Source organism: Parasphingorhabdus sp. (assembly GCF_039982395.1).
Lineage (GTDB): Bacteria > Pseudomonadota > Alphaproteobacteria > Sphingomonadales > Sphingomonadaceae > Parasphingorhabdus.
Genome location: NZ_JBDWYO010000006.1, coordinates 228,461 through 242,789, shown reverse-complemented (window position 1 = coordinate 242,789; position 14,329 = coordinate 228,461). Strand labels below are relative to the sequence as shown.

General features: G+C 50.0%; 14 protein-coding genes and 1 tRNA gene. 11 read left to right on the top strand and 4 right to left on the bottom strand.

The genetic code is table 11. From position 1 onward, the window contains the following. The first annotated feature begins 87 nt into the window (after positions 1-87). A tRNA-Ser gene (locus ABJV08_RS11315) sits at positions 88-177 on the top strand. A gap of 82 nt (positions 178-259) precedes the next feature. On the opposite strand, the gene ABJV08_RS11310 is transcribed toward ABJV08_RS11315, so the two are convergent. Continuing rightward, positions 260-1,237 (bottom strand): hypothetical protein, encoded by a 978-nt coding sequence (locus ABJV08_RS11310; protein WP_348039591.1) that lies wholly within the window; start codon positions 1,235-1,237, stop codon positions 260-262. Positions 1,238-1,612: 375 nt separating this feature from the next. On the opposite strand from ABJV08_RS11310, the gene ABJV08_RS11305 reads away from it, so the two are divergent. The 10 genes from ABJV08_RS11305 to mazG all read left to right on the top strand — a co-directional run bounded on the left by ABJV08_RS11305 (position 1,613) and on the right by mazG (position 11,009). After that, on the top strand, positions 1,613-2,587 hold the full coding sequence (locus ABJV08_RS11305) for a lytic murein transglycosylase (protein ID WP_348039601.1): 975 nt from the start codon (positions 1,613-1,615) through the stop codon (positions 2,585-2,587). Between the two features lie 79 nt (positions 2,588-2,666). Then, entirely contained in the window at positions 2,667-3,581 is a 915-nt protein-coding gene (locus ABJV08_RS11300; protein WP_348039590.1) for a septal ring lytic transglycosylase RlpA family protein, read from the top strand. Positions 3,582-3,621: 40 nt separating this feature from the next. Next, positions 3,622-4,764, top strand: a complete 1,143-nt coding sequence (locus tag ABJV08_RS11295) for a D-alanyl-D-alanine carboxypeptidase family protein (protein WP_348039589.1) — start codon at positions 3,622-3,624, stop codon at positions 4,762-4,764. 2 nt (positions 4,765-4,766) lie between these two features. Continuing rightward, a complete protein-coding gene (gene tmk, locus ABJV08_RS11290) occupies positions 4,767-5,402 on the top strand; it encodes a dTMP kinase (protein WP_348039588.1) in 636 nt (211 codons plus the stop codon). Between the two features lie 4 nt (positions 5,403-5,406). Further along, the gene (locus tag ABJV08_RS11285; protein WP_348039587.1) at positions 5,407-6,423 is read left to right on the top strand and encodes a DNA polymerase III subunit delta'; all 1,017 of its coding nucleotides are present in this window, start codon (positions 5,407-5,409) and stop codon (positions 6,421-6,423) included. Between the two features lie 48 nt (positions 6,424-6,471). Then, positions 6,472-8,031: a methionine--tRNA ligase gene (metG, locus tag ABJV08_RS11280; RefSeq protein ID WP_348039586.1), complete on the top strand. Its 1,560-nt coding sequence runs from the start codon at positions 6,472-6,474 to the stop codon at positions 8,029-8,031. Continuing rightward, positions 8,032-8,808, top strand: coding sequence for a TatD family hydrolase (locus ABJV08_RS11275; RefSeq protein ID WP_348039585.1), 777 nt, complete (start codon positions 8,032-8,034; stop codon positions 8,806-8,808). It abuts the gene before it with no gap. Positions 8,809-8,810: 2 nt separating this feature from the next. Further along, positions 8,811-9,581 (top strand): MBL fold metallo-hydrolase, encoded by a 771-nt coding sequence (locus ABJV08_RS11270; protein WP_348039584.1) that lies wholly within the window; start codon positions 8,811-8,813, stop codon positions 9,579-9,581. A gap of 3 nt (positions 9,582-9,584) precedes the next feature. Continuing rightward, positions 9,585-10,205 (top strand): TIGR02281 family clan AA aspartic protease, encoded by a 621-nt coding sequence (locus ABJV08_RS11265; RefSeq protein ID WP_348039583.1) that lies wholly within the window; start codon positions 9,585-9,587, stop codon positions 10,203-10,205. A 60-nt stretch (positions 10,206-10,265) separates the two neighbouring features. After that, entirely contained in the window at positions 10,266-11,009 is a 744-nt protein-coding gene (gene mazG, locus ABJV08_RS11260; protein WP_348039582.1) for a nucleoside triphosphate pyrophosphohydrolase, read from the top strand. Between the two features lie 4 nt (positions 11,010-11,013). On the opposite strand, the gene hflX is transcribed toward mazG, so the two are convergent. The 3 genes from hflX to ABJV08_RS11245 form a co-directional block, all read right to left on the bottom strand. After that, entirely contained in the window at positions 11,014-12,312 is a 1,299-nt protein-coding gene (gene hflX, locus ABJV08_RS11255) for a GTPase HflX (protein ID WP_348039581.1), read from the bottom strand. Beyond that, complete coding sequence (hfq, locus tag ABJV08_RS11250; RefSeq protein ID WP_348039580.1) at positions 12,309-12,803, bottom strand: RNA chaperone Hfq; 495 nt, start codon at positions 12,801-12,803, stop codon at positions 12,309-12,311. The genes hflX and hfq overlap by 4 nt, the downstream gene beginning before the upstream one ends. Positions 12,804-12,925: 122 nt before the next feature. Beyond that, positions 12,926-14,317, bottom strand: a complete 1,392-nt coding sequence (locus ABJV08_RS11245) for a sigma-54 dependent transcriptional regulator (protein WP_348039579.1) — start codon at positions 14,315-14,317, stop codon at positions 12,926-12,928. Positions 14,318-14,329 lie beyond the last annotated feature (12 nt).

The window sequence follows — 14,329 nt, the reverse complement described above, 5'->3', positions numbered from 1 at the left end:
CCAGTGGTTATACGTCGATACCGGCGGAGACTTGTTTGATTGCCTCTTGCGTCACAAGGCCGCTCTATGTAATGCCTCGCGCAGTGAGGTGCGGTGGCAGAGTGGTCGATTGCTCCAGTCTTGAAAACTGGCGGGCCAGCAATGGTCCCGAGGGTTCGAATCCCTCCCGCACCTCCACTATAAAATGAAAGCGGTTTCTTGCTTAAACGATGAGCTTGGCTGGGCTGAGTGCAATGCCCAGAAACCCATCAACCATCATTTAATATTCACTATTTGAAGCCAAGGCGGCTTGGCGTTCCTGCCATGCATCTTCAGCGCGAAGGCGCTCGGCAACGCGCGCTCTTCCTTCACTCAATTCTCTTTTGCTGCCAAATCGCGTTTCCGCATCCCGATAGATTTCTAGCGCAAGAGGCAGCTTGCCAGCTTGTTCAGCACATAATCCCAAATTGAACATCAACGACAAATGCTCGGGGCTATTGTTCGACAATTCAAGCCACATGCGACAGGCTTCCGGACCGTCTCTTTTGGTCATTTTTACGGCGGCCTTAAACGCTTTGGATTGCGTTTTTTCCATCCCTTTGCGACGTTCCAAAACCCGGATCGATTGCTGCCGCTCATTGGGAGCAAGAGCATTGCGAACTTCGAGGGCCAACTCGCTTATCAAATTTTTGATTTCAGTCCGTTCGCTCGTAAAACCATCATCCATATTGGGGCAGGACGTCTGTTCATTCAGGCGGCTATAATCCTCCAAGAAGCTACTGCGTCTGCTATATCCCGAACTAAGGCGGACGGTCGCTTCCAGACTTATCGTCCTTTTGAGGCATGGAACCTGAACATTTTTATACTTCACGCATTTGGCTTCTTTTTCTTTGCCTGCCAGCACTTTGGTTGCGTCATATTCGACACAGATATTTTTCGTACCAGTGGTGTCCGATTCATAGACATCGATGTCTGCGGACCCGGTTATGAGGCCATCAGGCTCTCTTCGTCCGCGATAGGACAGCATCTCAAAATAGGGCTGCTGCCTTATGACCACGCGCTCCAGTTCCCTTTCGATCGCATAGCTCAAATCGTCACCCCCAGAACCGCGGAACGGTTCTACGGCAAGAGATGCAGTAAGATTGGCTGCAGAATCCTCTGCGGGATAAAGCGCTGAAATTTTTAAAACTTCTGCCTGGGCCGGCATGACAATACTCGCCATAGCGATCCATATCGCCGCAATTCCAACTTTCTTCATATCTCACCCCAATTTTATGCTTATGAAGTCGCACTTTAAGGCTTTTGCGAACTATCACAACAGAGTTGGGTAGGCGCTAGTCTGTTCGCTTCAAGCTTTCCAAGAATAGGGGAACTTAAAGCGGAGCCCGATTTTTCCTGACAATGTTGTCACTGAAAACTCGAAGAAAATTTTACACATGCTGAAAATGCAGAGATATGCTGGGCCTTCATTCCTGCTTATAGGGCGAGCGGTTGCTTCTGTGGGTTATTTAGGGATTCCCCTGAGACCAGCTTTGTGCGACAACGAGATCACGAAAAGGAAGTTTTCATGCGTATAATGACCGCCATCGCCTGCAGCGCCATTGCTCTTACGAGCATCAGCACCGCAACCCCGATGCAATCTGCCAGTGCACAGAGTGCCACTAGCTTTGCCTCCTATATGCAGCAAGTCAGGGGCAAGGCCCTGAAGGAAGGTGTCCGCGCCCAAACGCTGGACAGAGTTCTTCCGGGACTTTCCTACAATCCGAAAGTTATCCGGTTGGACCAATCACAGCCTGGCGGAAGTCCCAATAGCGCTATACCTCCTTTTGCGCCTTATCAAAAGCGCCACATCACGGCACAGCGCATCAAAAATGGTAAGCGTGCCTACCAGCGCCTGATGAGCAAATTGATTGATGTAGAGCGCGAAACCGGCGTGCCCGGACCGATCATCATGTCGATCTATGGCAAAGAAACAAATTACGGTTCCTATATGGGCGATTTTGATATTCCCCGGTCGCTTGCCACATTGGCATATGAGGGCCGGCGCCGTTCCTTGTTCGAAGGTGAATTGCTTGCCGTGTTAAAGCTGATTGACTCGGGGGTTCCACAATCTGCTCTAAAGGGTAGCTGGGCCGGGGCCATGGGCAAACCTCAATTCCTTCCCTCCGTATATTTACGTCTCGCAAAAGACGGTAGCGGCGATGGATATGCCGATATTTGGAATAGCGAATATGATGCTGTTGCGTCGATCGCGAACTATTTCGTAAACTCGGGATGGCGGAGAGGGGAGCCTTGGGGCATTCCAGTAAACGTTCCCTCTTCTCTCAATCGGTCAGCGGTGGCGAGCAAGATAGTACCCACACGTTGCCCGCGCGTTTTTGGCCGGCATAGCCAATGGAAAAGCATGACCGAATGGCGCGCACTTGGCGTCGCACCAGCAACCGGCAAGACACTGGATGGAAACACAATGGCAACACTTCTGGAACCTGATGGGGCCGGGAGAAGAGCCTATTTGCTGACCGGAAATTATCGGGTCATTCTGGATTATAATTGTTCGAATTTTTACGGGCTAGCAGTGGGGTTATTGGCAGATGAAATACGCAGTTAAGCTTGGATTATTTTCAACCGCAGTTTTGACTTTGGCAGGATGCAGCGGATCACGCGATTTTGGCCAATTTCCAGATGGTATGCCGGCACCTTCGGGGACTGTGCAACCAAGCGGAGTTGCTTCGGTTTCTGATTATCCTCAGAAAATCGGTGAGCCCTATAAAGTTGCTGGAAAGACCTATACGCCTGAAGATGTGCCAAGCTATGATGAAGTGGGCTATGCGAGCTGGTACGGCGAAGAGTTGGCGGGCAACCAAACAGCAAACGGAGAGCGGTTCAATCCTCAAGGGATTTCAGCAGCGCACAAGACGCTTCCCCTGCCATCTTATGTCGAGGTAACAGCGCTGGATACCGGGCGCACAATTTTGGTCCGGGTCAATGATCGGGGACCTTTCGCCAATGATCGTATCATCGACCTGTCTCATGGCGCCGCCAAACAACTCGGGATTGATCAGAATGGTATCGCTGGTGTTCGCGTCCGCAAGGTTAATCCCAACGAGCAAGAGCGTGCTCGGCTCAGGACGGGGGCACCTGCTACAGAGCGCATAGCGACACCAGATTCTTTGCTTTCCATCCTCCGCAAAAATCTTGCAAAATTGCCCAGACCAGCAGGACAAGTGAAACGGGCCGCGGCTCCTAGTTTCCAAACTCCTACGACCCGGGCTTCTCAGACCACACAGAGTTCTGGAGTACGCAACGGTCGCTTTATAGTCGAAGGCGCGGGAAGGCCGACGTCGGTGACGAATAGCGTCGGTAACAATTATGTCGGCGGCGTGCCTGGATCTTATGTTGTGCAAGTCGCTGCATTCGGAAGCAAGTCACGAGCAGATACGCTTGCTAGAAAAATCGGTGCCAAAGTAATGGGCAACGGAAGTCGGTCCGTGTGGCGGGTAAGATATGGCCCTTACGCAAGTCAAAAAGATGCGCAAGCCGGTCTGGCTCAAGCACAGAAGCGAGGCTATAGCGGCGCCCGAATTTTGCGAGCAGACAAATAGCTCTTTTACGACCAAATATTGATTGGAAATACTAGCCTAAATGAAAAAATTCCTTCTGGCACCGCTGCCCCTTATCGCCCTGTCTTCCGTGGTTTTTGCGGCGCCCAGTTTCGAGACTGAGGCGCCGATAGCATATATGACTGACTTGTCCTCGGGAGCGGTCTTATATCAGAAAAATGCGGATAAAAAGATACCGCCAGCATCTATGGCTAAGATGATGACGGTCTATGTCGCGTTTGATTTGATTAAGAATGGTAAGCTCAAGCTTGACGATAAGTTCCGGGTCAACGAAGCAACTTGGAATAGATGGAATAATCAAGGTTCCACAATGTTCCTGGGACTGGGTGACGAGGTCAGTGTTGGCGATTTGCTACACGGTATCGTGACCTTGTCTGGAAATGACGCGTGCGTAGTGCTCGCTGACGGCATAGCAGGAAGTGAAGAAGCCTTTGTTGGTCTGATGAACAAAAGCGCCAAGGCACTCGGAATGTCAGATAGCCAGTTCGGAAATAGCAACGGATGGCCCGATGAAGGCCGGACAATGGTAACGGCTAGGGATCTGGCAAAACTAGGCTCATCAACGGTGAATAATTTTCCCGAATTATATGAAGAATTTTACGGTCAAGATGAGTTTGAATGGAATGGCATCAAACAACCCAATCGAAATCCGCTGATCGGGAAAGTGGACGGATCTGACGGGATGAAAACAGGTCATACCGAAGAAGCTGGTTTTGGCTTTACCGGTTCAGCGGTGCAAAAAGGGCGGCGCTTGGTATCTGTACTGGCCGGTCTCAATAGCTATGGCGGCCGCATTGAAGAATCCGTGAAATTCATGAACTGGGGTTTCAATGCATGGGAACCGAAAAAGCTGTTCGACAAAGGCACGAAGGTACAGAATGCAGAAGTGCAATTGGGCGACAGCTCCACTGTCAGCCTCGTCGCGGCCAAAGATCTTTTTGCAAGCATTCCCAAAGGCTCTGATGGCAAATTGACCATGAAAGTCAGTTATAATGGTCCAATCAAAGCTCCGATCGCAAAAGGACAGAAGATCGCAACTTTGATCGTCACCACAGCCGACGCGGGACAACAATCAATTCCCCTCGTCGCTGGCGAAGAAATCGGCGCCGCAGGTTTTCTTGATCGTGCCTGGGCGGGCTTTAAATCACTGCTGGGAATATTGTAGAGATGAGCTCGGACAAGGGTCGTTTTATTAGCCTTGAAGGCGGGGAGGGCGCTGGCAAGTCCACTCAGGCTAAAGCGCTTGCTTCTGCTTTGGAAGCAAAGGGTTATTCTGTGGTTTTGACGCGGGAACCAGGTGGAACCTCGAGCGGAGAAATTATCCGCGAATTGCTTTTGAGCGGTACGGAAGAAAAATGGAATACCCGCACAGAAGCGCTGTTGTTTGCAGCATCACGCGCTGAACATTGCGCAAAATTGATCCGCCCCGCGTTAGAGCGCGGCGATTGGGTGATTAGCGATCGGTTCATCGACAGCAACAGGGCGTACCAGATTGTGAATGGTGAACTCGTTGACCAGGATATACTTGATCTCCATCGCATAGGAAGCGGAGATCTGATGCCGGACAGGACGTTCATACTCGATCTACCCGAGGAAGTGTCTGCTAAACGGGCCGCAGCAAGAGACCGCGGCGGCAGTGATCGGATAGGTCGACGGAACAGAGACTATCATCGGTCGGTAATGGCAAATTTCCACAAATTTGCGGAGGAAGAACCTGATCGTATCAGATTGATCCAAGGGGACCAGGCTCCGAATTTAATAACCGATGCGTTGGTGCAAAACTTACAAGACTTGATGAAATGATGTCATGACCGAATATGTTGGTCACAAAAAACCTCAGCAGATATTCTGTCAGTCCCTTGCCAAGGACAAGCTGCACCATGCCTGGATATTGGCAGGAGACAAAGGCCTAGGAAAAAGCGCGTTTGCTCAACAAGCGGCACATTTTCTTCTCAATTCACGCAATCAACCTTCAACTTTCACTAGCGTTCAGGATGATGAGGCCGGACACCTGCTTGCCGCTGGTTCTCATCCAGACTTCAGATTGCTTCGGCGTGGCGGCAAGGGTGATAAAGAAGTGAAGAAGGCTCGGGACAATGGTCTTGATTCCTTGGATGAACATGAATTGGCCCGCGCTATCAAAGTCGATCAAGTTCGTGCCTTGCAACCGCTGTTCCAAAACCAGGCCTCGATTTCGGACTATCGGGTTGTGGTAATTGATGCTGCGGATGATCTGGAACGAGCCGGCGCCAACGCCATTTTGAAGAATCTTGAAGAACCACCGCAAAACACGATATTTTTCCTAGTGAGCCATATGCCGGATCGGCTGTTGCCGACTATCCGCTCGCGATGTCAAATGTTACGATTTGATCCGTTGTCCGCTGATGAGATGCGCATTGTGCTGAAAAATGCTGCACCGAATTTGAGCGATGCGGAACTCGCTACCCTCATTCTCGCGGGAGAAGGCTCGCCGGGTCGGGCCCTTCAATATATCGAAGTGGGCTTGGCTGAGTTGGAAGCTATTGCACGCGAAATTATTAAAACAGGTGACCGGGACAATAGTTTAAAAAGCGACTTGTCGCGGAAATTGGCATTGAAAGCGGCCACGCCGCGCTATCGCGCTTTTCTGGAACGGGCGCCAAGCCTAATGGCTGAACATATCAGAAGTTCTCGCGTGGCCTGCTCGATCGTAGCCATTGAAAAATGGAAGGAAGCCAGTGAATTGGCGACTGCGGCACTGCCCAAAGCTTTGGACAATCAGGCTGTAATATTCAGGTTGGGTAGCTTGATGGGCGACCTTAATATGACTGGCCAAGGGAAATAGAGATTTTGGCTGTTTACAAGCGGCGCCAATCCATCAAGAGAGATGGTTATGTCTGAACCCTTCTATATTACCACTGCAATCAGCTATCCCAATGGTCGTCCGCACATAGGCCATGCCTATGAGGCGATCGCCGCAGATGCCATTGCACGATTCCATCGGCTTAATGGCCGCGATGTCCGTTTGATCACCGGGACTGACGAACATGGCCTGAAAATGGTCCAAACTGCGCGAGATGCGGGTATAGAGACGCTACAGCTCGCTGATGAAATGTCTTCATATTTCATAGAGATGTGCGAAAATCTTAATATAAGCCACGACGGATTCCGTCGGACCAGTGAACCTGCCCATCATGAAGCTAGCAAGGCCTTGTGGAAAGCCATGGAAGCCAATGGTGACCTCTACCTGGATCGCTATGAAGGCTGGTACTCGGTTCGCGACGAAGCTTTCTATGCGGAAGATGAACTGGAAACAGGCGAGGGGGATGAAAAACTCTCTCCCCAAGGTACGCCTGTTGAATGGACTGCCGAGGAAACATGGTTTTTCAAGCTGTCCAAATATCAGGACAAGCTGCTCAATTTGTACAACGAACATCCCGAATTTATACAACCCGAAAGCCGTCGTAACGAAGTCATGCGATTTGTAGAAGGTGGACTGAGGGATTTGAGCGTTTCGAGAACCAGTTTTGATTGGGGTGTCCCCGTCCCGGGCTCACCTGGTCACGTGATGTATGTCTGGGTCGATGCGCTAACAACCTATATGACTGGCGTAGGCTATCCTGACACAGGTGGCATGTTTGACAAATATTGGCCGGCGGACTTGCACCTGATCGGTAAAGATATTGTCCGTTTTCATGCGGTGTATTGGCCGGCGTTTTTGATGAGCGCGGGCATCCCGTTGCCAAAGCAGATATTCGGCCATGGCTTCCTGCTCAATCGGGGCGAGAAAATGTCCAAATCGGTTGGCAATGTCGTCGATCCGATGGAATTGGCTGATCGCTTTGGCGTCGATCAACTGCGCTACTTCCTTCTGTCTGACGTGGTCTTCGGTAAGGACGGGACCTATTCGGCCAATGCCATTGTTACGAAGACCAATTCAGACCTTGCCAATAATTTTGGAAATCTGGCGCAGCGCAGCTTGTCGATGATTGCCAAAAATTGTGATGGCCAGATACCGGCTGCCGGTGAGGCGGCCGAAGCGGAACTTCAGCTTATCAACGAATTGGATGTTTGTTTCGAGGATATTGAAGCAGCGCTTACGGGCGGCTTGTTCAAGATTGATAGCGCAATTGATACTATCCGGGAACGGTTAAGCGCCACCAACACATATTTCGCCGATCAGGCCCCATGGGCGCTTAGAAAAACGGATCCTGGCAGAGCAGATACTGTGCTCTATTATACGGCAGAAGCGATCAGAAGACTGGCCATCATGTTGCGCTGGGCGATACCCGAAAGCTGCGACAAAATGCTGGATATGCTTGCCCAACCTGCGCACGCAAGAGAATTTCAGCATCTTTCCACGCCCATAGAATCCGGCATAGCTTTGCCGACCCCAAAAGGCGTTTTTCCGCGTCTTGAAATGCTGGAAAACGAAGCAGAGGCGGAATCTTAAATGCTGATCGATAGTCATTGCCATCTCAACTATAAAGGCTTGGTGGAAGAGCAGGGGGCTGTGCTCGATCGAGCACGAGAAAGCGGCGTAACCGCCATGCTCAACATCTCCACGCGGGAGAGTGAATGGCGTGATATCGTACAGACGGCCGAACAGGAGACCGACGTCTGGGCCAGCATCGGAATTCATCCTCATGAAGCGGATGCGCATCCTGATGTAGACCTTGCTAAACTGGTTAAAGAAGCAGCCCATCCGCGCGTCGTCGCAATAGGTGAAACCGGACTCGACTATTATTACGATCATAGCGATCGGGACCGCCAACGGCAGAGTTTTCGTACCCATATTCATGCGGCGCGCGAAACCGGGTTGCCGATCATTGTCCATACCCGTGATGCCGAAACCGACACAGCGGAATTAATGGCCGAGGAAATGGAGCAGGGCTCTTACACCGGAGTGATTCACTGTTTTACGGCCAGTGAGGATTTCGCTCAAAAGGCACTGGCGCTCGGTCTCTATATTTCGATTTCCGGCATTGTAACTTTCAAAAATGCCAAAGATCTGCAGGAAACTGCCCAGAAATTACCCTTAGATCGACTATTGGTTGAAACTGATTCTCCTTTCCTTGCACCTGTTCCGCATCGCGGAAAAACCGGGGAGCCGGCCTTTGTTGCGGATACCGCGCGGTTTCTCGCAGAATTGCGCGGTGAAGAATATGAACAACTTTGCGAAACCACAGCTTTGAATTTCTATCGTCTGTTTTCCAAGGCGCGGCCCTGAATGTGGCTTTGAAACTTACAATATTGGGCTGCGGCACTTCAACGGGCGTTCCTCGTATCGGCAATGATTGGGGTGATTGCGACCCTGAAGAACCAAAAAACCGGAGGAGCAGAGTTTCTATCCTGGTGGAGAGTCCAACCACCCGGATATTGGTGGATACATCTCCAGACTTGCGGAGCCAGTTTCTCGACAATGATATTGATCAAATCGATGCTGTCTTGTGGACCCATGATCATGCGGATCATTGTCACGGCATTGATGATTTGCGTTCTGTTTTTCAAAAGTTGCAAAAGCCCATACCAAGCTACGCGCGGCCGTTCACTATCGGAAGCCTGGAAAGCCGGTTTGCTTATGCGTTTGAAGGACATAAATATTATCCTCCCATCTGCGAGGCCATTGCACTCGAAGAGAATGTTCAAATAGGTGATATAGACGTCCGGTATGTCGACCAACCTCACGGCCGCATAACATCTGCAGGCTTTCGCTTCGAATATGGCGATAAATCTGTGTGCTATGCAACGGATTTTGGAGAAGTCACGGCGGATATGCAGAGCTTGTATCAAGGTTGTAATCTGCTGGTTGTCGATGCCTTACGTGACAAGCCACATCCGACACATGCCCACCTAGATATGACGTTGGCGTTAATAGACGAGGCACAACCCGATCACAGCCTGCTCACGCATATGGATAAATCTATGGACTATAATCGTCTCGTCGCCATATTACCGGATGATGTGGAACCCGCTTATGATGGTTGTGTAAGAGAAGTTTGATCGATGACGGAAAATCAGAATATCAATCTAGTCTTCGCTATCGGTGCACTCGTGCTGGTTGCAAGCGCGCTTTTTTCCAGAAGAATAGGTTTTGGCGAAATTGTTCGCACAATCTTGGCCTGGGTAGCCATCTTTGCCATTTTCATCGTTGGCTTTTCTTATCGCACCGAGGTTATCGCGATTTGGAACAAAGTCTCTGGAGAGGTTACCGGTGCAAACGAGCAGCAAGTTTTAGGAAATTTGTTGCGTGTTCAGCAGTCAAGAGACGGACATTTCTGGGTTGATGCCAAAGTGAACAAAGTTCCAGTCAGGTTCTTGATTGATAGCGGAGCGACAACGACTGCGATGACAATGAAGACAGCTCAAAGTGCCGGCATTGACATTAGTAAGAGTCCGTTTCCGATTGTTTTGACAACAGCCAATGGTTCGGTGGAAGCGCAACGCGGTACCATTCAATTGTTAAGTGTCGGACCGATGATGATCCGGGATCTACCGGTTGTTGTGGCAGAAGAGTTTGGAGATTCTAACGTTATTGGAATGAATTTTTTGTCAAAACTTAAAAGTTGGCGGGTTGAAGGGACAGAAATGGTTCTCGAGCCACCAAATATTTCTTCAATGGAATAGTAAATTATTTAACATAATATATATTATCAATCTAAATGATATAGAGAATAGGACATCCAATTGATTGACCCCCTACTCGAAATCATGCGCCGTCTCCGCGATCCCTCTGACGGTTGCGATTGGGACAAAGTCCAAACTTTCAAAACGATCGCACCATATACTATTGAGGAAGCCTATGAAGTTGCGGACGCAATCAGCCGCGATGATATGGACGCGCTTAAGGATGAGCTTGGAGACCTTTTGCTCCAAGTTGTATTCCACAGCCAGATTGCCACCGATGCCAATCAGTTCGAATTCAAAGACGTTGTGGACTCGATCTGCAACAAAATGACCCGCCGTCATCCTCATATTTTTGGAGACATTGACGAAAACCCAGGTTGGGAGCAGATAAAAGCAGTTGAACGCGAAAAATCCGGACAATCAAGTTCTCTCGATGGTGTGGCGCTTGCGCTACCCGCTCTATTAAGAGCGCAAAAAATACAAAAGCGTGCGGCGCGGGTTGGATTTGATTGGCCAGACATCGCGCCGGTTAAAGCCAAATTACTGGAAGAACTTGAAGAAGTAGAATCCGCAAAAACAGCGGAGCAAGTTCATGAAGAAATCGGAGACTTGCTCTTCTCAGCGGTTAACCTTGCCCGACACTATAAAGTCGATGCCGAACGCGCACTGGTGGATGCTACTGAGAAATTTACCTGTCGATTCAATGAAGTAGAGTCAGGTTTGACCAGAGACATGGAAGATATGAGTCTAGAAGAACTAGAGTTGGAATGGCAGAAAGCGAAAGCAAAACTTAGGAAATCCTGACAATTTAATGCAATGCATAATATCGTCCCCAGTTTCGTGGTGACATTTCTACCGCTAGGAGGAGGTTATCAGAATCCTGTTCACTGCTCAGCACCCTGCCATTCTCATGTAACCAGGCCACACGCTTGCCATCGGAAACAGCAACGGTGACCTGTTCCGATATATAGCCGTCTGACAAGATTGTTGCGATCATTTCGATCAGCTCTTGGACACCCGTCCCTGTTTCAGCCGAGATAGTGCAGACATTGTCTGGCAATGGTGACGAAATACGCTCAAATTGATGATCATCTTTCGAGATTTTGTCGATTTTGTTCCACGCTTCCAAGATGGGAGGCCCCTCTCCTGTTTCCGCGGACACTCCAAGATCAGCCAATATCTGCCTAACATCATGAGCCTGAGCATCACTTGCCTCGTGCGAGATATCGCGAACGTGGACAACGACATCAGCCGCACTCACCTCTTCAAGCGTAGCCCTAAAGGCTGCGACCAATTGCGTCGGAAGATCAGACACGAAACCAACGGTGTCCGACAATATTGCCTTGTCATATCCCGGCAATGAGAATTCCCGCATAGTTGGATCTAGAGTTGCAAAAAGCAAATTCTCGGCAAAGACATCCGCTCCGGTCATTCGGTTGAACAATGTCGATTTACCAGCGTTTGTATAGCCCACCAGAGCGATAACGGGCCAAGGAGCACGCTGTCGCCGGTCTCGGTGAAGGGCACGCGTTTTACGCAAATGATTGAGATCTTTCCGCAATTTAGCCATGCGATCCCGAATCATTCGCCGATCAGACTCAATTTGAGTCTCGCCTGGTCCACCCAGGAACCCAAAACCACCGCGCTGCCGTTCAAGGTGGGTCCAACTGCGCACGAGCCGACCTGCCTGATAATCCAAATGGGCCAATTCAACCTGTAATCTACCCTCGGCCGTAGCCGCTCTCGCACCGAAAATTTCAAGTATCAGGCCGGTGCGGTCGATGACTTTTACGTCGAGCTTCTCCTCCAAATTACGCTGCTGGATTGCACTTAGACTGCCATCCACAATCAATATGGAGGCTTCCTGCTCTGTCATCATGACGCGGATTTGATCGACTTGTCCTGATCCAAACAATGTCGCGGGCTTTGGCATCCGCACAGAAAAATAGTGGGAATCCGTCGCGACCAAACCAATGGCCAGTCCAAGCCCAACAGCCTCATTAAGACGATGCTCCAATGCCGATTGGCTCAGCGACACCATGTCAGGATGTACAATAAGGGCCCGACGGCTCTTACTATCGAGACTTTCCTTCTCAAAAGGTATCAATGCGCATCATCATCGGATTGGTTATAATCTGCGAGATTTAACGGACCACCGGGCTGTACCGTTGAAATTGCATGTTTGTAGACCAACTGCGACAGACCTTCCCGCTCCAGCAAAATGCAAAATAGATCAAAGGCTGAAACCGCGCCCTGCAGCATGACCCCGTTGACCAAAAACATAGTCACCGGGTCATTGCTGTCCCGTACGGCCGCAAGAAACACCTCTTGCAATACCCCTGCCCTAGACTTCGCATTCTCCATCAGATCGGTGAATGGCTGAGTGTCCAGAGCTTCCGATGGCATGATTGTTGAAATTGCATGTTTGTAGACCAATTGGGATTGGCCATCACGACGAAGCAGCACTGAGAAATTGTCAAACCACGTTACAATACCTTGAAGCTTGACCCCTTTCACCAGAAACATGGTTACGGGTGTTTTAGATTTCCGGAGGGAGTTCAGGAACAAGTCCTGTAAATTATTTGATTTATCGGTCATTTTTGACTCCAGTTATTGGCCATCTTTTTGATAGCATTTTATAATTTCTGCGGCGGTTTTGAACTTTATGGGGACCGCCTCCCCTCATATATGGCATTCATTCCTTGACGACAACTGCTTAACTAGCCTTGATCTTCAGCGTCCGTTTTCTTGCGGGACGCTAGACCCAATATCTTCAGCTTACGATGCAGCGCAGATCGCTCCATACCAATAAAGTTGGCTGTTTTGGAGATATTTCCCGAAAATCTGCGGATTTGAACTTTCAAATATTCGCGCTCAAAGCTCTCTCTGGCTTCTCTAAGCGGTGACCCCATCAAGGAAGCCACGCCCTGATCCAGATCGTCATCATTGCCCAAAATCTCCGGTGGCAACATTTCTACTTCGATTTTCGTAAACTTGTCTTTGGGCGCCAAGATGATCGTACGTTCGATGACATTGCGTAACTGTCGAACATTACCCGGCCAATCACAAGCCTGGAGAGCAGCCATTGCTTCATCGGATATCTCTGGAGGAAGCAATCGCTGTTCGGCAGAGAAACGAGCCGCATAGTGATCAACAAGTACCGGAATATCTTCACGCCGCTGATTCAGAGGTGGCAAGATTACCGGGACTACATTTAGCCGGTAAAAAAGATCTTCTCGAAACCTTTTCTCGCGTATTTCAACTTCCAGGTCACGCGATGTGGCCGAGACCACACGCACATCAACATTGACCTTTTGAGAACCACCAAGTCTATTAAAGCTCTGCTCGGTCAGGACTCTTAATATTTTACCCTGTGTATCCAGCGGCATGTCCGCAACTTCATCGATAAACAAGGTGCCTCCATGCGCCTCCTCCATCAGTCCGGTTTTTTCGACTTTTCCGTTGAGCTCGGTGCCGAACAGCTCCTCTTCTACGCTTTCTGGTGAAAGCCGCGCTGCGCTAATAGTCACGAAGGCCGCATCAGAACGGGAGCTCCAATTGTGCATCAATCGCGCAGCAACTTCCTTTCCAACCCCAGCGGGGCCAGAAATGAGTAAGCGACTGCCTGTGCCGGCAACTCGCTTCAGTGTGGCGCGCACATTGTTTACCGCCGCGGAATTGCCAGTAAGTTCGTCAGCATATCCAACCCGCGCTTTGAGGATCTCGTTTTCACGACGCAATTGTTCCGTTTCGGTTGCCCTGGCGACAAGATGGAGCAGATGCTCCGCCTCAAAAGGCTTCTCTATAAAATCGACAGCACCTTGCGATATAGCGGCAACGGCCGTGTCGATATTGCCATGACCAGAGATCACAATGATCGGCATCTTTGCATCAAGCTGTTTCAATTCGGTCAACAACTCCAAGCCATCCAGTCGAGAGCCGCGAAGCCAAACATCCAGCAAGACCAGCGATGGGCGTCGCTCGTTGACAGCGGCCAGCGCCGCATCGCTATCAGCAGCGACCCGCGTGCTGTAGCCTTCGTCTTCCAAGACGCCTGATATTAGATCACGAATATCCGGTTCGTCGTCGACAACCAAAATATCTAACGCCATGTTGAGCCTCTA